The sequence below is a fragment of the Pseudomonas sp. MDT2-39-1 genome (assembly GCF_054898085.1).
The window spans coordinates 1,590,170-1,614,186 of record NZ_CM142716.1 but is presented as its reverse complement, the minus strand read 5'-3'; the positions used below and the strand labels follow the sequence as shown (position 1 = coordinate 1,614,186).

The window sequence follows — 24,017 nt, the reverse complement described above, 5'->3', positions numbered from 1 at the left end:
GACAAAGATTTAATGGGCAACATTGAACCCTGTGGGAGCGAGCTTGCTCGCGATGGGGCCATAACTTCCACATTGATGTTGCCTGACACACCGCAATCGCGAGCAAGCTCGCTCCCACAGGAGAATTTTGTTGTTGGGGAGATTTTTGATGACTGAACACATCGCCGAATTACTGATGTACGTCGCCCCCGAGCCCATACGCCAGGCCAACGAGCGCTGGCTTTCGCGAATCCTTGAACACATGGGCCATGCCCGTTTGAGTGCCGAAGGCCTGACGCTGCCCGAACTCTGGCTCTCGCCGGATCTGCTGCTGACCCAAACCTGCGGCTACCCGCTGATGACCGCATTGCGCGGCAAAGTCCGGGTCGTCGGCCGGCCTCGTTATGAACTTCCCGACAGTAGGGGTGGCAACCATTGCAGCTTGCTGCTGTGCCGCGCCGATGATGCACGGCGAACCTTGCCGGCCTTTCGTGACAGTCGCGGGGTGATCAATGGCGAAGATTCCAACAGCGGCATGAACCTTTTGCGGCACCGATTGGCACCGCTGCATCGCGACGGGCAGTTTTTTTCCAGTGTCGCCATCAGTGGCAGCCACCGGGAGAGCCTGCGCTGGCTGCGCGAAGAGCTTGCAGACCTGGCGGCCATCGACAGCGTGACCTTCGCCTATCTGGCGCGACATGCCGACAAAGAGGTCGCGGGTCTGCGCGTCGTGGCCCGAAGTGCGTTCAGTCCGACCTTGCCGTTCATTACGGCTGCGACGCGGACTGATGAACAGGTTGAAGCGCTTCGCCAAGAAATGAACACCTCATTGCACGAGTTGCCCGATGTCGCGGAAATCCTCGGCCTGCAAGAAGTGCTGCCGGCCACCGAAGCCGACTATCAAATCATTCTCGATTATCAGCAGGAAGCTGAAGCGCTGGGGTATGGGTGGTTGCGTTGACCGATAGATTTTTCGCGGGCAAGCCTCGCTCCTACAGGTTGGGTGTCGATCATCCATATCGCGGTCGACACCTAACCTGGAGCGAGGCTTGCCCGCGAAGGCGATTGATCAAGCGCCATTTAAATTCTTTTAAGGAATATAAAAATACTTTTTAAGTATTTTTAAAGAATAAGGCTCCTTGCTAGGATCGCGCCACCGGATCACCGGACATTCAGCGACCCCTAACCCTTGGAGCCTCTATGTCCGGCACTGACGTCTCCCATCGCAACAACGTGGGCGGATTGTTCCGCGCTCATTACCCCTGGCTGTGCGCACGCTTGCGCCGGCATTCAGGGGCCGGTTTCAGTGTCGAAGACATCGCCGCCGAAACCTTCGTGCAACTGCTCGAATCTCCAAGGCTGACGCCGATCCGCGAGCCACGCGCCTTGCTCACCACCATTGCCCAACGGTTGATTTATCAGCAATGGCGCCGTCGTGATCTGGAGCATCAGCACCTCGATCAGTTGCAACACATCGATTCACAGACTGTGAAATCGCCTGAAGAGCTGGTGCAACTGAGCCAGGCATTGCAGGTCCTGGACCAGACGCTTGGGAGTTTGCCGGGCAAGGTCAGGGCGACTTTCCTGTTGGCGCGAATCGACGGTTTGACCTACCCGCAAATCGCCGCCGAACTGGGGATTTCCCAGCGCTCGGTCAGCGTCTACGTGACCCGCTCCCAGGCATTGTGCGCCCAGCACAGCGTCAACCAACCCCTGACCCAGAGGTCCGCATGAGATCGATCAAAACCCTGCTTGGCAGTTCGCTGCTGGCCCTGAGCCTTGTAGCTACCCATGTTCCGGCAGCCGAAAAAACCGCGCCGATTCACTTCGGTGACATCACCTGGGAGAGCGGAAGCCTGATCACCGAAATCCTGCGACTGATTGTCGAGAAGGGTTACGGCTACCCGACCGACACCTTGCCGGGCAGCACCGTCAGCCTCGAAGCGGCGTTGGCCAGGAACGACATTCAGGTGATCGGCGAAGAATGGGCCGGGCGCAGTCCGGCGTGGGTCAAGGCGTCAGCCGAGGGCAAAGTGTTTGGTTTGGGTGACACGGTCAAAGGCGCCACCGAAGGTTGGTGGGTGCCCGAATACGTGATCAAGGGCGACCCGGAACGCGGCATCAAACCGTTGGCCCCGGAGCTGAAATCCGTTGCCGACCTGGCCCGTTACAAGGACGTGTTCCGCGACCCGGAAGACCCAAGCCGCGGGCGGTTCCTCAACAGCCCGACCGGCTGGACCTCGGAGATCGTCAACAGCCAGAAACTCAAGGCTTATGACCTGACCTCCAGCTACGTCAACTTCCGTACCGGCTCCGGGGCTGCGCTGGATGCTGAGGTTGCCTCATCGATCCGCCGTGGCAAACCGGTGCTGTTTTACTACTGGTCGCCAACACCGCTGCTGGGTCGATTCAAACTGGTGAAACTCGACGAGCCGCCGTTCGATGCCGAAGCCTGGAAGACCCTGGCCGATGCCAATAACCCGCACCCAAAAGGCACGCGCTCGATGCCGGCAAGCCTTGCGATTGGCGTGTCCGCGCCGTTCAAGGCGCAGTACCCGGACCTGGTGGCGTTCTTTGAAAAAGTCGATTTTCCGATCGACTTGCTGAACCAGACGCTGGGGCAGATGAGCGAAAAACGCCAGCAACCGCGACAAGTGGCTGAGGCGTTTTTGCGCGATCAGCCGCAGATCTGGAAAGCTTGGGTACCGGGGGAGGTGGCGACCAAGGTGGGGGCGAGTTTGTAAGTTTGTCTTATGTTTTTGCGGTGTCTGAGCTACCGCATTCGCGAGCAGACTCACTCCTACAGTGGATCTCGGGTGTACACAAATACTGTGTCCGCTGAAGATCCCCCTGTGGGAGCGAGCTTGCTCGCGATGGTCTCAAGGCTTACAAAGATTCAGCAGCCAGCGCCGCCTTAACGGCTGGCTTCTGGTCAACCCTGGCCTGAAACCGCACCAACGCCGGCCACGGATCCAGATCAATCGCAAACAGCGGCGCCCAACGCAACACCGTAAACAAATACGCATCTACAACGCTGAACTCGCCCATCAAATAATCCTGCCGCTCCAGCGTCTGGCTCAGCACCGCCAACCGCTTGAACAGCTTCTCTTTGATCTGCGCCTTCACCTCATCCGTAAACTGCGAATTGAACAGCCAACCCAACCCTCCATGAATCTCCGTCGAGACGAAATTCAACCACTCCTGCAGCCGTACCCGCTCGAACGTCCCGTTCGCCGGAGCAAGGTTCGACTCGGGTTGCAGATCCGCCAGGTATTGCAGGAGTGCCGGTCCTTCAGTCAGCACCTCGCCGTTATCCAATTGCAAGGCAGCGACATAACCTTTTGGGTTGATCGCGAGGAAGTCAGCGCCGGTCTTGGTTTTCTTGGTCCTGTTATCGACACGTACCAACTCGAAGGGCAAATCCAGTTCACGCAGCACAATGTGCGGCGCCAGCGAGCAGGCGTGTGGGGCGTAATACAACTTCATCGGCAGAGCTCTGGTTGGGGATTTGCGCCAGTGTCATAGTGCGCGGCACCCTCGGTAAAATTAATCTTTCAGAGCACTGCCATAAGGAAAGCTACTGCCATGATGAATCTGATGCACTGGCGAATGGTGGTGGCGGTGGCCGATACCGGCAACATCACCCGGGCTGCCGAGCGCGTCGGCATGACCCAGTCAGGGGCCAGCCAGGCGTTGGCCCTGATCGAAGACACCCTGGGCGTTCAGCTGTTCAGTCGAGAGAATCGCCAGACCCTGCCGACGGCCATCGGCCTTCCTGTGATCGAGCATGCGCGGAGCATGCTCGAAGCTCTGGAATCGATTCGCAGCACCGTCGATGCCGCCAAAGGCATTCAACGCGGCACTATTCGCCTGGCCAGTTTTCCCATGGTGCTGGCAACGTTCCTGCCGCCGCTGCTGCGCCAGTTCAATCGGCTGTATCCCGGTATTCAAGTGGTGGCGCTGGAAGTCAGCGACGATGAAGTCGAAACGCTGCTCGGTGCCGGGCTGGTGGATGTCGGCGTGGTGTTAAACCCGGCACCTGAGCGCAATGCCGGTCATTTGGGGCGTGACACCTGGATGGCGGTTCTGCCGGGCGGCCATCCTTTGGCGCGCCGTTCGAATGAAGAAGGCGTCACCCTCGCGGAGTTGGCGGAGCAACCTTTTGTGCTGGCCACGGGCGGTTGCTCGACCAACGCCCGCAGCCTCGCCGCTGATGCCAGGCTGCACTTGCGTGACGTTCGGGTCGAGGTCCGGGAATGGAGCAGTGCCTTCACGCTGGTCCGGGAAAACATCGGCGTGACGCTGGTGCCCGAGATGACGCTGCCCAGCAATCGACAAGGCTTGCGCGTGGTGCCGGTCCATCCGCGCATCGATCGTGAGTTTGCCTTGGTGGCCGCATTGAACAAGAAACCTTCTGCGGCCGTACTGGCGTTGCTGGACATGCTTGCTGAACCGATTTTGTCCCCAATACTGGCCGACTAGTGGCCTTGCTTCCCTGAAGTGGCTGTCTAAGCTGATTCGTAGCTAACCATGTCGCTCGCCATATGAAGAGGGCGCAGCAAGAGTGCGCAACTCAAGCACCGACACGGAGCAACAAAGGAGCTGGCCGGTAAAGGGAGTTACTCATGAAAACGTTAGGGCTGGCCCGGTCCCGGGCTATCAAGAGAAGGATGTCTTGATAAGAGCGTTGCTGCATGGACTCTCCGATTAAACATCATTGATCACCTGACTATTCCTCCCCTGGAGGAACGCGTGTGCCTGTTCCATAGAGCGATGTGGTGGATCCGTTGAAAGACCAAAGAGCTTTCATCAATCAAAAAAACGCGCTGAAGGTGATACGACCATGTTTAACCTACATCACAAGGCTGACCTGCTGGAAATCCAACGATTCAGCTGTGCGCTGACCGAGGCCAACGCCAAGTTGGCGGCTGTCAGTCGATCGATGGCGATGATCGAGTTCACCCCGGAAGGCATCGTGCTCGATGCCAACGACAACTTTTGCAGCGTCATGGGTTACAGCGCCGACGAAGTGCGTGGCAAACATCACCGAATCTTTTGTGAAGAAGCGTTCTACCGGAGTGAGGAATACGCGAAGTTGTGGCGAGACCTGGCCCGTGGCGAACCGATCAGCGGGACTTTTTTACGCTTGAACAAGAGCGGCAAGGAGATCTGGCTCGAAGCCAGTTACATGCCGGTGTTCGGTCCCGATCGCCAGGTTAAAAGCGTGATCAAAGTCGCCTCGGACATATCTGCGCGGATCTGTCAGGAGCACGAAAACCTTAGCCTGCTGGCGGCGATAGGCCGTTCCATGGCCGTGATCGAGTTTTCTCCCGACGGCAAAGTCATCACGGCTAATGAAAACTTCCTGAAGACGATGCATTACTCGCTCAACGAAGTGGTGGGTCAGCACCACAGCCTGTTTTGCCACCGCGCCGAAGCCGAGTCGCAGGCTTACAAAGCGTTCTGGGCTTCACTCAATCGCGGCGAATATCACTCCCATCGTTTCGAACGCAAAGACAAATACGGCCATACCGTATTTCTTGAAGCCTCCTACAACCCATTGTTCGACGCCAAGGGCCGGCTGTACAAAGTGGTGAAGTTTGCCAGCGACATCACCCCGCAAGTCACCACTTTGCAGACCGCTGCGGAATCGGCTCACAGCACCTCGGTGCAAAACGATGCCTGTGCGCAGAAAGGTTCTCAGGTGGTGCAGCAAACGGTGCAGATCATTCAGGACATCTCCCGGGACTTGAACGAAGCCGCGCTCAGTATCGATGCGGTCAGCAAACAGTCCGACATCATCGGCACCATCGTCCAGACCATCCGCGGCATTGCTGACCAGACCAACTTGCTGGCGCTCAACGCGGCCATCGAAGCCGCGCGAGCTGGGGAGCATGGGCGAGGGTTTGCCGTCGTGGCCGACGAAGTGCGCAGCCTCGCGGCACGCACGAGCCAGGCGACGCTGGAGATTGTCGACGTGGTGCGCAAGAACCACGATCTGTCGTTGAGTGCGGTGTCGAGCATGCAGTCGAGCTTGAGCCGAACCGGACTCGGGGTGGAACTGGCGAACGAGGCGGGGGAGGTGATCCTGGAGATTCAGCAGGGATCGCGGCATGTGGTGGATGCGATCAGTCAGTTCAATTCGACGTTGCAGCTGAACTGACTGATCACGCCGGACCTGTGTAGCAGCTGGCGCAGCCTGCGTTCGGCTGCGAAGCAGTCGTAAAATCGGAACTCGCGGTGCGTCAGGTGTACCGCGCAAGTAAGGTTTACGACTGCTGCGCAGCCGAACTCAGGCTGCGCCAGCGGCTACATAAAGCGCATTGTCCACGCTATTAAAGCGAGGCGAGGAGTTTGTCGACCACCTGGCTGCTGCCTTTTTCACTGCTGGCGTTTTCTTTCTCGGCCTGCGCCAGTTTGATCTTGTCCTCCATGCGCTCGGCGATCTCTTTAGCGATTGCCTGTTGTTTTTCCGGCGGCATTTGCTCGACTTCTTCTTTCGTCAAACCCATCTCTTCCAGAATGGCGTCTTGTATGCGCTCTTCCGGCTTTTTACTCATGTATTCCTTGAAGGCGTCCGCGGCCGGGCTGTCACTGGACCTGAATTGGACATCGGCGGGCAGTTTGAATGACTCTGCTGCTTGCAATGCCACGCGGGTTTTCGCGAAGGCTTCATCAACGTTGTCGCTGATCTTGCTCGCCTCACTGACGTGTTGCGTAGCCTGCTGGGTCGCGGATGTCTGGACCTGCGACTGCACATTGGTTTGTAGGGCTTGCATCATCGAGCCCTGAAGGTCGCTTCCGGCCGCGGCTTCGGCGAGCGAATCCTTTCCCCACCGCTTGGGCAAGGGGTAGTTTTGCATTTGTTTTGCACTGACCAACATGATGAGTAGTCCTTGTAGGTATGTGTGGTGCAGTGCTTTCGGCAAATAGTATGCCTATATAGAAAATTATCTATATATCAGCTAGTTATGGTCTTGTGGTCAGGCGGTCAGGCGGTCAGTGCAGGTTTTGCGGTTAGCCTTTGCCGCCTGGCGGCAAGCAAGACATGTCATCAAGGCAAGCCGTTGCAGCCGTGTTTGAGGAAGCCCGGGCGTTGTGCCAGTCGCTGAAAATACTCGTCGATGGCCGGGTAGTCGGGCCGCTCCATCGGGGTCATCAGCCAGCGGTTGACTGACAGCCCGATGACAATGTCGGCCAGGGTGAAGCGTGGCCCGGCGACGTAAGCTTTAGTGGTCGCGAGCTGACGCTCGAGGATGCCCATCTTCTGGTTCCAGGTACGTACACCGGCAGCGATGTGATGCGGGTCCTGGAACTCCGGATCTTTGCGGACCAAGGCCGTGAATGCGTAACTCCATGAGGCATTGAGTTCGGTGGCTTGCCAATCCATCCACTGCTCCACCCGAGCGCGCGCAGCCGGTTCGTGGGGTAGCAGATCGGTATTTTGGTGTTTGCCGGCCAGATAACGGCAAATGGTATTGGACTCCCAGAGCACGCCGGCTTCATCGATGATCACCGGCACCAGCGCGTTAGGATTGAGCCGGAGAAACTCCGGCGTGTGGGTGGACGCATAACCGCCGCCCCAGTCCTCACGTTCATAGGCAACAGCCAGTTCCTCACAGGTCCACAGGACCTTTCTGACGTTGATGGACGATGCTTTACCCAGAATCTTCAGTACATGTTCCATTGAGCTACTCCATTAGCGATTCGACGCTTCAGGAATCTGACAGACATTTTGCGGTTTTCAAACCGGATCCGGCAGCGCCGAGGCCGGCAAACCAAACGTGCGATCAAACAGCCAGTTGAACGCGAAGGTGTAGCACGGGATGAAAATGATCAGCGCCAAGTCCAGCAGGAAAGCCTGCACCAGGCTGATGTTCATCCACCAGGCGATCAGCGGGATGAGAAACACTATCAAGGTTAGTTGAAATCCCACGGCATGGGCGATGCGCCGTTTAACGGTGCGCGTGCGCGATGGCTGACGGCGCTCCCAGCGCTCGAACAGCGTGGTGTAGATGAAGTTCCAGGTCACCGCGATCGTGGTGATGATCACGGCCAACGGGCCGGTGCTGCCCGGCGATGTGCCGGACAGCAGCGCCAGGCCCAGCGCCGAGAACGTCATGCCGATGACTTCGTACAGCGACACGTAGACCAGTTTGCGTTTAACGCCTTGCATGGGAATTTGCCTCTTTCTCACGAACTTGAAGCCAGGAGCACTGGCGTAGGCGGCGAAAGATAGCTTCAATAGGGCTGACAGAAAAAGTCAGCAGCTTTCAGTTTAATTGATAGGACGATGGATGAATTTCAACAGCGACAGCATCGAGTTGTTCCTTGCCGTGATCGAGCGTGGCTCGTTTTCCGCGGCGGCTCGTGCGCTGGGTAAAGTGCCGTCGGCGGTGAGCATGGGCATTGCCAACCTCGAAGCCGAACTCGGTTATCCGTTGTTTGATCGCAGCCATCGCGAACCGGTGCCGACGGCGATGGCCAGTGCTTTGGTGCCGCACGCGCGGTTGATCGCCGAACAGCTCAAGCAGCTGCAAGTGCATGCGGTCGAGCTGTCGCTGGGGTTGGAAAGCAAGTTGTCGATTGGCGTCGTGGCGGACATCGACAAACGCCGTTTGCTGGCCGCGATCAAGGTCATCGCCGAGCGTCATCCGCTGTTAGAAATAGAAGTGCTCAGCGCGCCGCAGGACGATGTGTTGGCGATGCTGCACAGCGGTCGCGTCAGCGTTTGCCTGGCGTTCGCCGGGTTGAGCATGAATGTGCTGGAACGTTTCCAGTTCGTCGGCACCGAGCGGATGATCGCCACGCTCGCGGCGGACAATCCGCTGTTTCAGGGCAAGGATTTGTATCTGGAGGATCTGGTTCGCGTACGGCAAATCATCGTTGCCAGCCGCGACCTGCCGATCAGCGAACCCCGGCCCTTGGTCGCCGAATCCTATTGGCGCACCGACACCCTGGCCATGGCGCTGGAAATGGTTGAGGCCGGGTTGGGTTGGGGTAATTTTCCGTTGTCGGTGGTGCAGCCGTTGCTCGACGCTGGAGGGCTGAAGCGTCTGAGTTTCAGGAACATCGAGAACGGTTTGGTGCTGCCGGTGCACGCGGTGTGGCTCAAGAGCCAGCCGTTGCAGAAAGGCGCGTTGGCGTTCGTCGAGTTGATGGGACGCTGAGTACGCGGTGACCCACTGTGGGAGCGACGGTGCGACGGTGCGACGATTCGACCTGCTCGCGATGAGGTCGGTACATCCAACCTCTATGTTGACGGGTAGACTGCACTCGCGAGCAGGCTCACTCCCACACTGGTTATGTACTCTCGCGCACCTTCAACTCAAACCCCATGTCCTGCACCGGTTTGGCCACCGCATTCCCCGCCAGCAACGTCAACATCAACTCCGCCGAACGCCGGCCAATGGCCTCACGCGGGGTGCTGATGCTGCTCAGGCGCGGCACCATGTGCGCCGAGGCGGGTAGGTCGTTGAAGCCGAGGATCGCCACACGTTCGGGGATTTTGATCCCGCAGCGCATGGCTTCAAGCAGTGCGCCCTGGGCCAGGTCGTCGTTGCCGAAGAAGATCGCATCCACGTCGGGATGACTGGCCAACAGTTGCAGAAACAGTTCGCCGCCCAGACCGACGGACGACGCGCGTGGCGTCAGCACTTCCAGGTCAGGATCATACAGACCGGCCTTTTGCAGGGCTTTGCGAAAACCTTCGCCGCGCAGCAAGGTGCGTTGATCCAGTTGCGCGCCGATGTAGGCCAGGCGTTTACGCCCACGGGACAGCAAATGTTGCGCCGCCGTTTCACCCGCCGCGAGCTGCGAAAAACCCACGCAATTGAGGCCGGCCGCGCTGTCCAGTTCCATCATGTACACGCACGGAATGTTGCTCGCCTCGATCATCCGGCGCGAACTTTCCGTGCGGTCGAAACCGGTCAGCAGTAAGCCACGGGGCTGATAAGCCATGTAATTGCGCAGCAGGTTTTCTTCTTCATCACGTGAGTAATGGAAGTTGCCGATGAGCACTTCGAAGCCCTTGGGGCGCAAAACCTGATGAATGGCTTCCAGCGTATCGATGAACAGCAGGTTGGACAGTGAAGGCACCAAAACCACCACCGAATGGCTCTGGGCCGAGGCCAATGCGCGGGCGGCAGGGTTGACCACGTAGTTCAGTTCAAGGGCCGCTTTCTGCACTTTTTCCACCAGTTCGGTGGCCACCGTGCTGACGCCGCGCAAGGCGCGGGAAGCGGTGATCGGGCTGACACCGGCCAGGCGTGCCACTTCGTTCAGGGTAGGGCGGCCAGTGGTGCGCGTATTTTTATCGTTTTTAGGAGAGATCATCGGACGGCTTGCCAAACAAAATTCGAGGCACTAAGGTAGCGCTGTCTCGACGCAGCTGCAAATGCGTGAACGGGGTTTGCCTGATCCCCGTTTTTTGGCGTTGGAAACGAACATGCTGCAACCCACAAAAATGACAAGAAGGCGTCGGCAACTTCTGCGTTTGCTTGAGTGTCCTGTCTCACAAATACTGTTCCATTTTGACGGCGTCTGTTGTCGTCATGCTGCGTTACCGCTCCTCGCCATAGCCAGCTATGACTCGTCGCGGTGCCTTGCCTGACAACAACAGCCACTCGTCAAAAAGGAACGTATTTGTGAGACAGGACACTAATGTCCTAACTGGCAAAGGTAGCGCTGTCTGCGCGCTGAGGTGTTACATGAATCATCCCATCACCGCCCTGGTCATCATGGGCGTTGCCGGTTGCGGCAAGACTTGCGTCAGCGAGGCCTTGTGCCAACTCAGCGGCGCGACCGCCATTGAAGGCGACACTTTCCACCCTGCCGCCAATATCGAAAAGATGAGCGCGGGGATCCCCCTGAACGACGAAGACCGTGCCGGCTGGCTCGACAGCCTGTGCGATGAACTGCGCCGCGTCGACGCCCAGGGCCAGCGCCCGGTGCTGACGTGCTCGGCCCTTAAACACATTTATCGCGAACGCCTGCGCAGCGCCTTGCCGGGCCTGGGCTTCGTGTTCCTGGAACTGACCCCTGAAGTCGCCGCCGATCGTGTCTCCCATCGGCCGGGCCACTTCATGCCTTCGACCTTGATCGACAGCCAGTTCGCCACGCTTGAATCGCCCGTTGGCGAACCCTTGACCCTGGCTCTGGACGCTTCGAACCACAGCGTCGAGCAACTGGCGCAACAGGCGCATGTCTGGTGGCTGGAACATGGCCTGAAACGCGCGTCATGATTTTTGCCCCGAGAGACAGCGCTGTCCTTATGGCTTGCGAATTACCCGCATTAATAACAACAACAATCAGGAGACACCCCTAATGTTTGGCATGTCCCACGAGACGTTCCTGCTGCTCGATGCAGTGGTCACGGTGATCGGGCTTATCGTCCTGATCACCAAGTTCAAGTTCCACCCCTTCATTGCCCTGATCATCGCCGCAGCCTTTCTCGGGCTGACCTCCGGCATGCCGATCGGCACCATCATCAAGGCGTTCCAGGACGGCTTCGGTGGGGTGCTCGGTTTCGTCGGGATCATCTTGGCGCTGGGCACCATGCTCGGCAAAATGATGGCCGAGTCGGGCGGGGCGGATCAGATTGCCCAGACGCTGATTCGTGCGTTCGGCAAGGACAAGGTGCAGTGGGCGATGATGTTCGCCGCGTTCCTGGTCGGCATTCCACTGTTCTTCGAAATCGGCTTCGTGCTGCTGATCCCGCTGGTGTTCATCGTTGCCCGGCGTACCGGTGTGTCGATCATCAAGATCGGAATCCCGTTGCTGGCCGGTCTGTCCGCGGTGCACGGTCTGGTTCCGCCGCACCCGGGTCCGTTGCTGGCCATTGGCGTGTTCGGTGCCGACATCGGTAAAACCATTCTCTACGGTCTGATCGTTGCGCTGCCGACGGCGATCATTGCCGGCCCGATCTACGGCACGTTCATTGCCAAATACATCCCCGGTCATCCGAATCAGGAACTGGTGGATCAACTGGCGCGTGAGAACGATTCTGCCGATCTCCCGAGCTTCGCCATCACCCTGATCACCGTGCTGTCGCCGGTGTTCCTGATGCTGCTCAAGACCTTTGCCGATGTGGTGCTGCCGGACGGCAACTTCTTCCGCACCTTTATGGACCTGATCGGTCACCCGATCTCGGCACTGCTGCTGGCGTTGCTGCTGTCGCTGTACACCTTCGGTTACAAGCAGGGCATTGGCTCCAGCCAGATGCTCAAATGGCTGGATGCGAGCCTCGCGCCAACCGCCGCGATCATCCTGATCATCGGTGCCGGTGGTGGCTTCAAGCAGATGCTGGTGACCAGCGGCGTTGGTAATGTCATCGGCAACATGGCAGTGGAAGCGCAGATCTCGCCAATTTTGCTGGCGTGGCTGGTGGCGGCGGTGATCCGTATCGCGACCGGTTCGGCAACCGTGGCGACCATTACCGGCGCGGGCATTGTGGTGCCGGTGGTGGGGATGATTCCGGGTGTGAACCGTGAGCTGCTGGTACTGGCCACCGGTGCCGGTTCGTTGATCCTGTCTCACGTCAACGACGCAGGTTTCTGGCTGGTGAAGCAGTACTTCAACATGACCGTGGCGGAAACCTTCAAGACCTGGACCGCGATGGAAACCATCCTGTCCATCGTTGCGCTGGGCTTTATCCTGCTGTTGTCGATGTTCGTCTAAGTAACACCACAAAACTAATGTGGGAGCGGGCTTGCTCGCGAATGCGGTGTGTCAATCAACATCAACGTTGACTGACACGCCCCTTCGCGAGCAAGCCCGCTCCCACATTGTCATGTGTCAGGCTGTAGTTTTGCTAATCAGCCCATCCGCCCTGAACATCCCGCGAATCCCGCGCACAGCCTGACGAATCCGGTCCTGGTTTTCGATCAGCGCAAAGCGCACATGATCATCCCCATACTCACCAAACCCGACACCCGGCGAGACGCAGACCTTGGCCTCGGCGAGCATTTTCTTGGCGAATTCCAGCGAGCCCATGTGTGCGTACGCTTCGGGAATCTTGGCCCAGACATACATCGACGCTTTCGGGTTTTCAACCATCCAGCCCAGCTCATGCAGGCCTTTGACCAGCACGTTGCGGCGCTGCCGATACTGCTCGGCGATGTCTTTGACGCACTGCTGATCGCCTTCCAGCGCCGCAATGGCCGCGACCTGCAGCGGGGTGAACGTGCCGTAGTCGTGGTAACTCTTGATCCGCGCCAGGGCGTTGACCAGCTCAGCGTTGCCGACCATGAAACCGATCCGCCAGCCCGCCATGTTGTAGCTCTTGGACAGGGTGAAAAACTCCACCGCGATGTCCTTGGCGCCCGGCACTTGCATGATCGACGGGGCTTTCCAGCCGTCGTAGACGATGTCGGCGTAAGCCAGGTCGTGCACCACCAAGACGTCGTACTGTTTGGCGAGGGCGATCACCCGCTCGAAGAAATCCAGCTCCACGCATTGAGCCGTGGGGTTCGACGGGAAGCCGAGGATCATCATTTTCGGTTTCGGGATCGAACCGCGAATGGCGCTTTCCAGTTCGGCGAAGAAGTCCACGCCCGGGATCAGCGGCACCGAACGCACCTGGGCGCCGGCAATCACGGCACCGTAGATGTGAATCGGGTAGCTCGGGTTCGGCACCAGCACGGTGTCGCCCTGGTCGAGGGTGGCCAGCATCAAATGCGCCAGGCCTTCCTTGGAGCCGATGGTGACAATGGCTTCGCTTTCCGGGTCGATGTCGACCTCGTAGCGATCCTTGTACCAATTGGAAATGGCCCGGCGCAGACGCGGAATGCCCTTGGACGTCGAGTAACCGTGGGTGTCTTCGCGCTGGGCGACGGTGACCAGTTTTTCGACGATGTGCGGCGGAGTAGGGCCGTCAGGGTTGCCCATGCTGAAGTCGATGATGTCTTCGCCACGACGACGGGCGGCCATCTTCAGCTCGGCAGTGATGTTGAATACGTAAGGGGGGAGTCGATCTATGCGCGCAAAGCGGCGCGGCGAACCTGGGTTAGCCATTGTTGCCTCGGTAACGTGAGCGCCCGGAACCGTCCGAGCGACGCTGGCCACTGCGGTGGCCTGTGGCGGAATGTAAGGGCTGTTGTGGCACACTGTCCAGCCACTATGTAAACAAATTTGTCCGAAGGAAATCGGTTGATGGAATTTACCAGCGGCTTTCTGCTGAGCCTTTCGCTGTGCCTGGATATCGGCGTGGCCAATATCGCGATGATCACCCTGGCCATGCAACGCGGCTATTTTCAGGGCTTTGCCCTGGGGTTGGGGACGTGTGTCGGCGACCTGATTTACGCAGTGCTGGCGCTGGCGGGCATGACCGTTTTGCTGCAATACGAAACCGTGCGCTGGGTGCTGTGGATTGGCGGCTCCGCTTTGCTGGTGTATTTCGCGGCGAAAATGATCTACTCGGCGATTCACCATGAGGCGGTGCTGGCTCAGTCCGCCGAGGTGGGTCAGAACTCTCACCGGAAGGAGTTTTTCCGCGGGATCTTTCTCGCCATGTCGTCTCCCAGCGCCATCCTCTGGTTCGCGGCGGTGGGCGGCACGCTGATCGCGCGTTCCGGTGGCGGTGATGCTGTCAGTTCGGCGCTGTTTCTCGGTGGGTTTCTCTGCGCCGGCGTGCTCTGGTGTATCGCGCTGTGCTTCGCCGCGAGCCATGGCGGCAAGTTGCTGGGTGACAAATTGCTGCGTTACTCCTACATGGCATCGGCGGCGATCTTCTGTTATTTCGCGGTCTACGTGATTCTATCGGGTTATAACGAGTTCGTCGGTGCAAGCGCCGTCGAACAGTTGCACGCCCTGTAATTGGGCGAATCGGGTTTGGCCTCTATACTTCCAGCCGAACCCACTTTTTTTGTTCCAGGAGTTGAGTCATGGATGAGCAAACAGACGTCAAATTGGCCGAGCCACGCTTCGAGAGCGGGCATTTTCTGCTCATTGCCGGGCTTGGCGGGCGATTTACCCAGCAAACCACTAAAGGCATTCCTGATCTCTGGGAAAAATTCATTCCCGAGATTGGCAAAATTCCCGGTCAAAAAAGCGAAGTGACCTACGGCATTTGTTGCAATCCGGATGGCAAGGGTGGTTTCGAGTACATTGCAGGCGTCGAAATAAGCAAACTCGACGATCTGCCCGAAAAGTACCGCTGGGTCGAAGTTCAGCCCCAGCATTACGCAGTGTTCGAGCACAAAGGCACACTGGACCAGTTGCCCGCGACCTTTCAGTACATTTGGAAAACCTGGCTGCCGCAATCCGGTAAAGAAGCGGCGGACGCCCCGGAATTCGAACGCTACAGCGAAGACTTCAACCCGAAGCTCAACACCGGTGTGCTGGAAATCTGGTTGCCGCTCAAATCGTAATGAACCGAGCCTGGAACGGGCACTTCACAGTGCCCGTTCGTGACTGTCGTTGCCCCCTCGTATCACCTCCCGCCTACTGCCCGTTTCGCTCGATCTATACGCCGTCTTAATACCGCTGCCCCCAATCAGTGTCCGTCCTTGATACCCCCTCACATAACCTGCACAGCGCAGATAAGAGCGCGTATTCAGTGCGTTTTTTGTTCTGACGCGCTCTGCCGGGACCCGCTTGCGGGTGTCCTTTCGTTTTGTCAGGGGGAGCTGTCTTGTTAACACTCGAGTTCATTTACATCGCCAGCGGCCTGTGCGCCGCCCTGTTGTTCGCCTACCTGGGTTACGCCCTTATCCGTGCAGAGAAGTTCTGATGGCCGCAGTCATTGCGGCACAGGCGTTTTTATTCGCCCGCCAGGGCGGTCTTGAGAAAGGAAACCGGCAATGTACGACCTGATTTTCATGGGGGTTAGCGTGGTGTTTTTTGCTGCGACAGCCATGGTCATCGTCGCCATGGGCAAGATTTGAACGGAGCATCGACATGTTGAGCACTATGCTGGAATTTGCGGTGATTCTCGGGTTGATGACCGGGCTCGCCGTTCTGATGGGGAAGTGGCTGACGCGAGTATTCACCGGGCGAAACCATGCCTTGGCGGAGCGCGCCACGTATCGTTTGCTGGGGATCGATTCGACCGAAACCATGGGCTGGGCACGTTACGGCTTGGCCCTGTTGTTGTCGAACGCGGCAATGATGTTGCTGGGCTACATCGTGTTGCGCCTGCAAGGCTTCATGCCACTCAACCCCTTGGGGCTGAGCGCGCAAACACCGGATCTGGCGTTCAATACCGCGGCGTCTTTTATCACCAACACCAACTGGCAGGCTTATTCAGGTGAGACCAGCCTGTCCAACTTCAGCCAGATGGCCGTCATCACCTTCCTGATGTTCGTCGGCGCAACAGCGGGCGTTGTGGCTGCCGCGGGATTCATTCGCGGCCTCAGTCGTTCTAACTCCGCTGACATCGGAAACTACTGGGTGGACTTCACTCGCACCCTGTACCGGGTCATGCTGCCACTGTGTTTTGGCATGGCGCTGGTTTATGTCTGGCAAGGCATGCCACAAACCCTGAACTCCCAGGCCCTTGCCACTACGCTGGAAGGCGCACAGCAGCAATTGATCGTCGGCGCGGTGGCGAGCTTCGAGTCAATCAAGCACATCGGCACCAACGGTGGCGGCTTTTTCAGCATGAACGCCGCGCATCCGTTCGAGAACCCGACCCCGCTGACGAACATGCTGCATATCCTCAGCATGCTGCTGATCCCGTCAGCGCTGACGTACACCTTCGGCAGTATGCTGATGCGTCGGCGTCAGGGCTGGGTGTTCTTTGGCACGTTCCTGGTGATGTTCGTCGGCTTTCTGAGCATCGTTTACACCGCCGAACAAAGTGGCAACCCGCTGTTGACCCGGGTGGGTGCGGATCAGGTGCTGTCAGCGACCCAGAGTGGCGGCAACATGGAGGGCAAGGAGCTGCGCTTCGGGATTGCCGACACCAGCCTGTTCGTGACCACCACCACCGGCGCAACCACCGGCTCGGTGAACGCCATGCATGACTCGCTGACGCCCATGGGCGGCTTCGTACCGCTGGCGCAGATGATGCTCAACTGCGTGTTCGGTGGCGACGGCGTGGGCTTTATCAACCTGATCCAGTACGCGCTGCTGACGGTGTTTCTGGTGGGCATGATGATCGGTCGCAGCCCCGAATTCCTCGGCAAGAAGATTGAGGCGCGGGAGATCAAGCTGGTCATGCTCTCGGTGCTGGCGCACCCCATCTGCATTCTCGGCTTCACCGCCCTGGCGGCACTCTGGCCCGACACCCTCAATAGCCTCAACAACCAAGGGCCTCATGGCTTCAGCGAGGTGCTGTATGCCTACACCTCGGGCACTGCCAACAACGGTTCGGCGTTCGCCGGGCTGAATGCCAATACGCCGTTCTTTAACACCACCATCGGTCTTGCCATGTTGCTCGGACGCTTCTTCACGATGCTGCCGATGCTCGCGGTTGCCGGTTCCCTGGCGATGAAAAAGAACATCCCGGCCGGTGCCGGCACCATCCCGACCGCCACGCCGCTATTCATGTTTCTGGTGGTGTTCGTGGTGTTGGTGGTGGGCGGCCTGACTTTCCTGCCGGCGCTCGCGCTCGGCCCGCTGGTCGAGCAACTGCAGTTGCTGTCCGGCCAGACCTACAAGTGAGGGGGATGTGATGACTCAAGTACAAACACAAACAAAGGTGCAATTTCTGTTTGTCGGCCTGTTGCGCCCGGTGCTGATTTCGGCGGCGTTCTTCATGTTGCTGACCGGGCTGGTGTATCCGTTGTTCACCACGCTGGTGGCCAACGTGCTGTTCCCGTTTCAGGCCCAGGGCAGCCTGGTTGAACGGGACGGGCTGGTGATCGGTTCGGCGGTGATCGGCCAGCATTTCACCCGCCCCGAGTATTTTCAGGGCCGTGCGAGCATGACCCTCGGCACTGACCCACTGGACCCGAGCAAGAGCGTGGCCCAGCCGTACAACGCAGGTTCCAGTGGTGCCAGCAACCTTGGCCCGACCAGCCAGAAGTTGATCGACACCGTGGCCATGCGCGTCGAAGCCTACCGCCGGCAGAACGGTCTGGCAGCAGATGCTCAGGTGCCGGTGGATGCGGTCACCGCGTCGGCGTCAGGTCTGGACCCGCACATCTCGGTGGCCAACGCACAGATTCAGGCATCGCGTGTCGCACGCCTGCGTCACCTGCCGGAAGCCGATCTGTTGAAGCTGGTGAATGCCCACACTGAGCAACGCACCTTCGGCCTGCTCGGCGAGCCCCGGGTCAATGTGCTGCAACTCAACCTCGCGCTGGATGCTCTGCCGCCTGCGCATCAGCCATCCCTTGCGGCCAGTGAACAAGAGAAACAACCATGAGTAAGCAAGTTCGTTTGCCTTTGTTCGACCGTGGATTGTTGCTCACGGCGTGCCTGGATGCTTTCAAGAAATTGCTGCCCCAGGCGCAGTGGAAGAACCCGGTAATGTTTGTGGTGTACCTGGGCAGTATTCTCACCACGCTGTTGTGGGTTCAATCACTGGTCGGCAAAGGGGAAGCCCCCAGTGGTTTCATTCTCAGCATCACGCTGTGGCTGTGGTTCACCGTGCTGTTTGCCAACTTCGCCGAAGCCCTGGCCGAGGGGCGTAGTCGGGCCCAGGCGGCCAGCCTGCGTGGGATGAAGCGTCAGACCCTGGCCAAGCTGTTGCAGCAACCCCGGCACGGTTCCGCCTGGAGGCCAGTGCCTTCCAGCGAACTGCTCAAGGACGCTGTGGTGTTGATCGAGGCGGGCGATTTGGTGCCCCTCGATGGTGTGGTGATCGAAGGTGTGGCGTCGGTGGATGAAAGCGCGATCACCGGGGAGTCGGCACCGGTGATTCGCGAGGCGGGCGGCGACTTTTCATCGGTCACCGGGGGCACAAAAGTGCTGTCGGACTGGTTGGTGGTGCGTATCAGCGTCAATCCCGGCGAGTCGTTTCTGGATCGCATGATCTCAATGGTCGAATCCGCGAAGCGCCAGAAGACGCCCAACGAAGTCGCGCTGACCATTCTGCTGGTGGGGCTGACGTTTCTGTTTCTGTTGGTGATCGTGACGCTGGGCCCGTATTCGATGATGGCGGTGACCATGAGCGGCGGCGACGTGGTCAGCGCAACGGTGCTGGTGGCGCTGCTGGTCTGCCTGATCCCCACGACCATTGGCGGCCTGCTGTCGGCGATTGGTGTGGCGGGCATGAGCCGGATGATGTCGGCCAACGTCATTGCCACCTCTGGGCGGGCTGTGGAAGCGGCGGGTGACGTTGATGTCCTACTGTTGGACAAAACCGGCACCATTACCTTGGGTAATCGCCAGGCCAGCAGTTTCCTGCCAGCTCCCGGAGTCAAGGAGTCGGAACTGGCGGACGCCGCGCAGTTGGCCTCGCTGGCCGACGAAACGCCGGAAGGACGCAGTATTGTGGTGCTCGCCAAGCAGAAGTTCGACCTGCGGGCGCGGGACCTCAATGCCCTGGGGGCGAGCTTCGTGCATTTCACCGCGCAAACCCGTATGAGCGGCGTCGATCTGGCCGGCGGCCGGTGCATCCGCAAGGGCGCGGCAGATGCCATTCGCCAGCACATCGAGGCGCTGGGCGGCAGCTTTCCGTCGGCATTGCAGAGCAAGGTCGATGAAGTCTCGCGCCGTGGCAGTACGCCGCTGGTCGTGTGCGATGGTCAACAGGCATTGGGCGTGGTCGAGCTCAAGGACGTGGTCAAGGGCGGTATCAAGGAGCGCTTTGCCGAACTGCGGCGCATGGGGATCAAGACGGTCATGATCACCGGCGACAACCGCCTGACGGCGGCAGCGATTGCCGTGGAAGCCGGTGTTGACGACTTTCTGGCCGAGGCCCGGCCGGAAGACAAGCTGCAACTGATCCGCGACTACCAGGCGCAGGGCAAGCTGGTGGCGATGACGGGAGATGGCACCAACGATGCGCCGGCACTGGCCCAGGCGGACGTGGCCGTGGCCATGAACAGCGGTACTCAGGCCGCCAAGGAAGCGGGCAACATGGTCGATCTGGACAGCAACCCGACCAAGCTGATCGAGGTGGTTGAAGTCGGCAAGCAGATGCTCATGACGCGCGGCGCGTTGACTACTTTCAGCGTGGCCAACGATGTGGCCAAGTATTTTGCTATCGTACCGGCCGCATTCGTCGCGACCTACCCGCAACTGGGCGCCCTGAATGTGATGCACCTGAGCAGCCCGAACTCGGCGATTCTCAGCGCGGTGATCTTCAATGCCCTGATCATCGTGTTTCTGATCCCGCTGGCGCTCAAGGGCGTGACCTATCGAGCCATCGGCGCGGCGGCGTTGCTCAATCGCAACCTGCTGATCTATGGGCTGGGTGGCGTGCTGGTGCCGTTCGCGGGGATCAAGGTGATCGACATGCTGTTGACCGGGCTTGGCCTGGTTTGAAAGGACTGACTGCGCGGCGCCGTGTGTGGCGCCGCGCAGTTCAAAAGGATTGCCATGCTCGTAACTGATACGTTCACCGCTTCACGTGACGGCCGCCCTGATCCCGACGCGCTGCTGGAGAAGCTCCACCAAGACGAACAGGCCGCCCTGCGCGGAAAACTGCGCATCTATTTCGGCTCCAATGCCGGAGTGGGGAAAACCTGTGCCATGCTCATTGCGGCTCAACGCGAAGTGACCCAGGGCCGTGACCTGGTGGCTGGCGTGGTCGAAACCCATGGCCGCCGGGAAACCGCTGAACTGCTCACCGGCCTGGAACTGCTGCCGCGCTACAACGTGATGCATCGCGAGTGTGCCCTCAGCGAGTTCGATCTGGATGCCGCGCTGGCGCGACGTCCGGCGGTGCTGCTGGTGGATGAGCTGGCCCACAGCAACGTTCCCGGCTCGCGTCACCCCAAACGCTGGCAGGATGTCGAAGAACTGCTGCGCGCCGGCATCGACGTCTGGACCACCCTCAATGTCCAGCACCTGGAAAGTCTCAACGACATCGTCAGCGGGATCATCGGCATCCGGGTACGCGAGACCGTACCCGATCATCTGTTCGACGCTGCTCATGAAGTGGTGGTGATCGACCTGCCACCCGATGACCTGCTGCGCCGTCTCAAGGAAGGCAAGGTCTACCTGCCGCCCCAGGCCGAGCGCGCGTCCCGGCATTTCTTCCGCAAGGGCAACTTGCTGGCCTTGCGCGAGCTGGCGCTGCGGCGTACCGCTGATCGCGTCGATGCACAGATGCGCGACTATCGCCGCGAGCGGTCCATCAACACCCTTTGGCCCGCGCGCGAGCGTTTGCTGGTCGGAGTGGCAGGGCACCCTTCGGATGATCGTCTGGTTCGTGAAGCGGCGCGTCTGGCACAAAAGCTTGAGGCGGACTGGATTGTCGTCCATGTGCCTTCGGTGCAGCGCCGTGGCGCAGATGCGAGCCGCTATGCCGCCGCCATGAAGGCCTTGGCGCTGGCCGCCGAATTCGGTGCCGACACCGCCACGCTGTCCGGCATGGACGTGGCCGAGGCGCTGGTGGCGTTTGCTCGTGAACACAACGCCAACCGCCTGGTGTTGGGGCATTACCCGCGCAAGGTCTGGCAGTTCTGGCACCAGTCGGTCAGTGACCGCATCAGCCGTCGCCATCCCGAGATCGATCAGATTGTCATCGCTCATGGCCCGTTGCCCATGGTGGTTGCGGTTGCGGTGAATACTGATGCAGCGCTGCCACCCAGCAGGGCACCGGCGTATCTGTGGGCCAGCCTGGCCTGTTTTGCCGCCACGGCGGTGGCTGCCTTGCTGTTGCAGGTGTTTGATCTGGCCAACGTGGTCATGCTGTTTTTGCTCACGGTGGTGCTGGTCGCCCTGCGTTACGGGAGAGGGCCAGGTGTCTGGGCAGCGATGCTGGCGGTGCTGTGTTTTGATTTCTTTTTCGTCCAGCCACGCTGGTCGTTCACGGTCAACGACACCCAGTACTTCTTTACCTTCGCCCTGATGCTGGGTATTGCGTTGATCACCGGGCAGCTCACGGCACGCTTGCGTCATGAAGCCCGCACCGCCGCCGGTCGTGAGCGGCGCGCGACGTCGTTGGCCAGGCTGGCGCGCGACTTGTCGGCGGCGCTGACGGTGGAACAGATCACGGAGGTGGCACTGCGCACCTTCAGCGGCGTGTTTGAAGCGCGGGTCGGGCTGACACTGCCAAACGCCACAGACAGTGTCCACGCTCGGGGCGCCGGAGCATTCCCGATCGATGAAAGCATTGCCCAATGGGTTTACGACCATGGCCAACCCGCGGGTCAGGGCACCGATACACTGGCGGCCGCCCAAGGCCGCTATTTGCCATTAAAGGCGCCCATGCGCGTACGCGGCGTGTTGGTGCTCGAACTGGCTGAACCCGAGCGATTGAACGAGCCGGAAGAGCAGCGCCTGCTTGAGGCCTGCATGAGCCAACTGGCAATCGCGCTGGAGCGGGTGCATTTCGTCGAGGTGGCGCAAAGCACCTTGGTGCAGATGGAGGGTGAGCGCATGCGCAATACCCTGCTGGCCGCGATCTCTCATGACCTGCGCACGCCGCTGACCACCATTATCGGCGCGGCAGATGCAGCGGCGCCCCATGCGCCGCCCGGACCACTGGCGCAGTTGCTGGGCGGTATCCGCGATCAGGCCAGCTCCATGCAGCGGTTGATCGAAAACCTGTTGGACATGGCCCGGATGCAGGAACGCGGTGTGCGCCTCAACCGGCAATGGCACTCACTGGAGGAAATTGTCGGCAGCGCTTTGCGTCAACTGCGCGAGCCGTTGGCGCGGCATGTGGTGCGCACCGCGCTGTCGCCGCGGTTGCCGTTGGTGGAAGTCGATGCGCTGTTGATCGAGCGTGTTCTGGTCAACCTGCTGGACAACGCCGCCAAGTACACCCCGGCCGGAACGCTGGTGCAGGTGGCGGCCCGGCAAGAGGAGGACAGCATTGTGCTGGAGGTGATCGACGCCGGTCCCGGTTGTCCTCAGGGCAGCACGCCTCAGAGCTTGTTCGAACCGTTCACTCGGGGTCAGCAGGAGTCGGCCGTTGCCGGCATCGGCCTTGGGCTGGCGTTGGCAAAACGTATTGTCCAGGCCCATGGCGCAACGATCGAGGCTCAGCCTCAGGCCACCTCGGGCATCCGCTTTGTGATCACTCTACCGGCGGGTCACCCGCCTTCCATGGAATCGCTATGACCAGTGCACGCATCCTCATTGTCGAGGACGAGGCCAACATCCGCCGTTTCGTCGGTATCGCGCTGCAAGACGAAGGTTTTCAGGTGTTCGAGGCCGACAACGTCAAACGCGCCCTGATCCACGCCGCCAGTCGTCAACCGGATCTGGTGATTGTCGATCTGGGCTTGCCCGACGGTGACGGCAAACAATTGATCAGCGAGTTGCGGGGCTGGATGACGGTGCCGATTCTGGTGCTGTCGGCCCGTGATCGTGAAGAGGAGAAAGTGGCCGCACTGGATGCGGGGGCGGACGACTATCTGGTCAAACCCTTCGGCGTGCCCGAGTTGCTCGCGCGTATCCGCGCCCAGTTGCGTCGGCATGTGCAAAACGGGACCACCGCGGTCACCAGCAAGGTGACTTTTGGCATGATCGAAGTGGACCTGGCCACGCACGAGGTCCGGCGCGAGGGCCAATCGGTCCATCTGACGCCCATCGAGTATCGCCTGCTTTGCGCGCTGATTCGCGGACAAGGCCGGGTCATGACCCATCGCCAGTTACTGCTGGAAGTGTGGGGGCTGGATTACGTCGATCGTGCTCACTACCTACGGGTGCACATGGCGCACTTGCGGCAGAAACTGGAGGCCGATGCGGCCCAGCCGCAGCATTTCATCACCGAATTGCAGGTGGGATATCGCTTGGTGGGGCTGTAAAGCACGGCGGACGCTGGTCGCATCGCGTGGCCGTGTGTCGCTCACTTGTCTTTCTTGATCCTGCGCTCGTGCAGGAAATCGATGTACAGCGTGATGAAACCGAACGAGGTAATGCTGAACAACACGAGTAGGCCGATTTGAGTCGAGCTCATGATCACAGTCCTGTGAGTGGGACGAGGAGGGCTCAACCTGCCGTGGCTGGGCGACCTCAATCGTCGAGGCACA

Annotated in this window: 22 protein-coding genes and 1 pseudogene; 17 read left to right on the top strand and 6 right to left on the bottom strand. The window is 59.7% G+C overall.

Features of this window, described 5'->3' with window-relative positions; all coding sequences use genetic code 11:
• Window positions 1–148 precede the first annotated feature (148 nt).
• The 3 genes from ACYZTM_RS07980 (at window position 149) to ACYZTM_RS07970 (ending at window position 2,723) form a co-directional block, all read left to right on the top strand.
• Window positions 149–940, top strand: coding sequence for a phosphate/phosphite/phosphonate ABC transporter substrate-binding protein (locus tag ACYZTM_RS07980; RefSeq protein WP_461988010.1), 792 nt, complete (start codon window positions 149–151; stop codon window positions 938–940).
• Between the two features lie 239 nt (window positions 941–1,179).
• The gene (locus ACYZTM_RS07975; RefSeq protein ID WP_461988008.1) at window positions 1,180–1,713 is read left to right on the top strand and encodes a sigma-70 family RNA polymerase sigma factor; all 534 of its coding nucleotides are present in this window, start codon (window positions 1,180–1,182) and stop codon (window positions 1,711–1,713) included.
• Window positions 1,710–2,723, top strand: coding sequence for an ABC transporter substrate-binding protein (locus tag ACYZTM_RS07970; protein ID WP_131059746.1), 1,014 nt, complete (start codon window positions 1,710–1,712; stop codon window positions 2,721–2,723). Before ACYZTM_RS07975 ends, ACYZTM_RS07970 begins: the two co-directional genes overlap by 4 nt.
• 142 nt (window positions 2,724–2,865) lie before the next feature.
• On the opposite strand, the gene gstA is transcribed toward ACYZTM_RS07970, so the two are convergent.
• Entirely contained in the window at window positions 2,866–3,465 is a 600-nt protein-coding gene (gstA, locus tag ACYZTM_RS07965; protein ID WP_461988006.1) for a glutathione transferase GstA, read from the bottom strand.
• A gap of 99 nt (window positions 3,466–3,564) precedes the next feature.
• On the opposite strand from gstA, the gene ACYZTM_RS07960 reads away from it, so the two are divergent.
• The 3 genes and pseudogenes from ACYZTM_RS07960 (at window position 3,565) to ACYZTM_RS07950 (ending at window position 6,142) form a co-directional block, all read left to right on the top strand.
• Entirely contained in the window at window positions 3,565–4,461 is an 897-nt protein-coding gene (locus tag ACYZTM_RS07960; RefSeq protein ID WP_461988004.1) for a LysR family transcriptional regulator, read from the top strand.
• A 361-nt stretch (window positions 4,462–4,822) separates the two neighbouring features.
• Window positions 4,823–5,599, top strand: a pseudogene (locus ACYZTM_RS07955) (PAS domain-containing protein); the annotation flags it as partial.
• Entirely contained in the window at window positions 5,573–6,142 is a 570-nt protein-coding gene (locus ACYZTM_RS07950; RefSeq protein ID WP_371928408.1) for a methyl-accepting chemotaxis protein, read from the top strand. The pseudogene ACYZTM_RS07955 and the gene ACYZTM_RS07950, both read left to right, overlap by 27 nt.
• 172 nt (window positions 6,143–6,314) lie before the next feature.
• Here the strand turns inward: ACYZTM_RS07950 and ACYZTM_RS07945 are convergent, their stop codons facing one another.
• The 3 genes from ACYZTM_RS07945 to ACYZTM_RS07935 all read right to left on the bottom strand — a co-directional run bounded on the left by ACYZTM_RS07945 (window position 6,315) and on the right by ACYZTM_RS07935 (window position 8,155).
• Window positions 6,315–6,863, bottom strand: a complete 549-nt coding sequence (locus ACYZTM_RS07945) for a hypothetical protein (protein WP_461989113.1) — start codon at window positions 6,861–6,863, stop codon at window positions 6,315–6,317.
• Window positions 6,864–7,033: 170 nt separating this feature from the next.
• Window positions 7,034–7,666, bottom strand: coding sequence for a glutathione S-transferase family protein (locus tag ACYZTM_RS07940; protein ID WP_131059741.1), 633 nt, complete (start codon window positions 7,664–7,666; stop codon window positions 7,034–7,036).
• Window positions 7,667–7,723: 57 nt separating this feature from the next.
• Window positions 7,724–8,155 carry a PACE efflux transporter gene (locus ACYZTM_RS07935; protein WP_461988002.1) on the bottom strand — a complete coding sequence of 144 codons (432 nt, stop codon included), beginning with the start codon at window positions 8,153–8,155 and terminating at the stop codon, window positions 7,724–7,726.
• A gap of 121 nt (window positions 8,156–8,276) precedes the next feature.
• Here ACYZTM_RS07935 and ACYZTM_RS07930 point away from each other — a divergent pair, with 121 nt between their 5' ends.
• Entirely contained in the window at window positions 8,277–9,149 is an 873-nt protein-coding gene (locus ACYZTM_RS07930) for a LysR family transcriptional regulator (RefSeq protein WP_461988000.1), read from the top strand.
• Between the two features lie 133 nt (window positions 9,150–9,282).
• Here ACYZTM_RS07930 and gntR read toward each other — a convergent pair whose 3' ends face one another.
• Entirely contained in the window at window positions 9,283–10,314 is a 1,032-nt protein-coding gene (gntR, locus tag ACYZTM_RS07925; RefSeq protein ID WP_131059738.1) for an HTH-type transcriptional regulator GntR, read from the bottom strand.
• Between the two features lie 374 nt (window positions 10,315–10,688).
• Between gntR and ACYZTM_RS07920 the strand changes: the two genes are divergently transcribed.
• Window positions 10,689–11,222 (top strand): gluconokinase, encoded by a 534-nt coding sequence (locus ACYZTM_RS07920; RefSeq protein ID WP_131059737.1) that lies wholly within the window; start codon window positions 10,689–10,691, stop codon window positions 11,220–11,222.
• A gap of 82 nt (window positions 11,223–11,304) precedes the next feature.
• Window positions 11,305–12,657: a GntP family permease gene (locus ACYZTM_RS07915; RefSeq protein WP_461987998.1), complete on the top strand. Its 1,353-nt coding sequence runs from the start codon at window positions 11,305–11,307 to the stop codon at window positions 12,655–12,657.
• A gap of 117 nt (window positions 12,658–12,774) precedes the next feature.
• Here the strand turns inward: ACYZTM_RS07915 and alaC are convergent, their stop codons facing one another.
• Window positions 12,775–13,992, bottom strand: coding sequence for an alanine transaminase (gene alaC, locus ACYZTM_RS07910; RefSeq protein ID WP_131059735.1), 1,218 nt, complete (start codon window positions 13,990–13,992; stop codon window positions 12,775–12,777).
• Window positions 13,993–14,130: 138 nt separating this feature from the next.
• On the opposite strand from alaC, the gene ACYZTM_RS07905 reads away from it, so the two are divergent.
• The 8 genes from ACYZTM_RS07905 to ACYZTM_RS07870 all read left to right on the top strand — a co-directional run bounded on the left by ACYZTM_RS07905 (window position 14,131) and on the right by ACYZTM_RS07870 (window position 23,792).
• Window positions 14,131–14,793: a LysE family translocator gene (locus ACYZTM_RS07905; protein ID WP_461987995.1), complete on the top strand. Its 663-nt coding sequence runs from the start codon at window positions 14,131–14,133 to the stop codon at window positions 14,791–14,793.
• Between the two features lie 68 nt (window positions 14,794–14,861).
• Window positions 14,862–15,347 carry a GyrI-like domain-containing protein gene (locus ACYZTM_RS07900; protein WP_131059733.1) on the top strand — a complete coding sequence of 162 codons (486 nt, stop codon included), beginning with the start codon at window positions 14,862–14,864 and terminating at the stop codon, window positions 15,345–15,347.
• Between the two features lie 263 nt (window positions 15,348–15,610).
• Window positions 15,611–15,709, top strand: a complete 99-nt coding sequence (gene kdpF, locus ACYZTM_RS07895; RefSeq protein ID WP_095130908.1) for a K(+)-transporting ATPase subunit F — start codon at window positions 15,611–15,613, stop codon at window positions 15,707–15,709.
• Window positions 15,710–15,876: 167 nt separating this feature from the next.
• Entirely contained in the window at window positions 15,877–17,583 is a 1,707-nt protein-coding gene (gene kdpA, locus ACYZTM_RS07890) for a potassium-transporting ATPase subunit KdpA (protein ID WP_131059732.1), read from the top strand.
• A gap of 10 nt (window positions 17,584–17,593) precedes the next feature.
• The gene (gene kdpC / locus ACYZTM_RS07885; RefSeq protein ID WP_461987993.1) at window positions 17,594–18,289 is read left to right on the top strand and encodes a K(+)-transporting ATPase subunit C; all 696 of its coding nucleotides are present in this window, start codon (window positions 17,594–17,596) and stop codon (window positions 18,287–18,289) included.
• Window positions 18,286–20,355, top strand: a complete 2,070-nt coding sequence (gene kdpB / locus ACYZTM_RS07880; RefSeq protein WP_461987991.1) for a potassium-transporting ATPase subunit KdpB — start codon at window positions 18,286–18,288, stop codon at window positions 20,353–20,355. Before kdpC ends, kdpB begins: the two co-directional genes overlap by 4 nt.
• Window positions 20,356–20,409: 54 nt before the next feature.
• The gene (locus ACYZTM_RS07875; RefSeq protein ID WP_461987989.1) at window positions 20,410–23,103 is read left to right on the top strand and encodes a DUF4118 domain-containing protein; all 2,694 of its coding nucleotides are present in this window, start codon (window positions 20,410–20,412) and stop codon (window positions 23,101–23,103) included.
• Window positions 23,100–23,792 carry a response regulator gene (locus tag ACYZTM_RS07870; protein WP_131059728.1) on the top strand — a complete coding sequence of 231 codons (693 nt, stop codon included), beginning with the start codon at window positions 23,100–23,102 and terminating at the stop codon, window positions 23,790–23,792. Before ACYZTM_RS07875 ends, ACYZTM_RS07870 begins: the two co-directional genes overlap by 4 nt.
• Window positions 23,793–24,017: the final 225 nt, after the last annotated feature.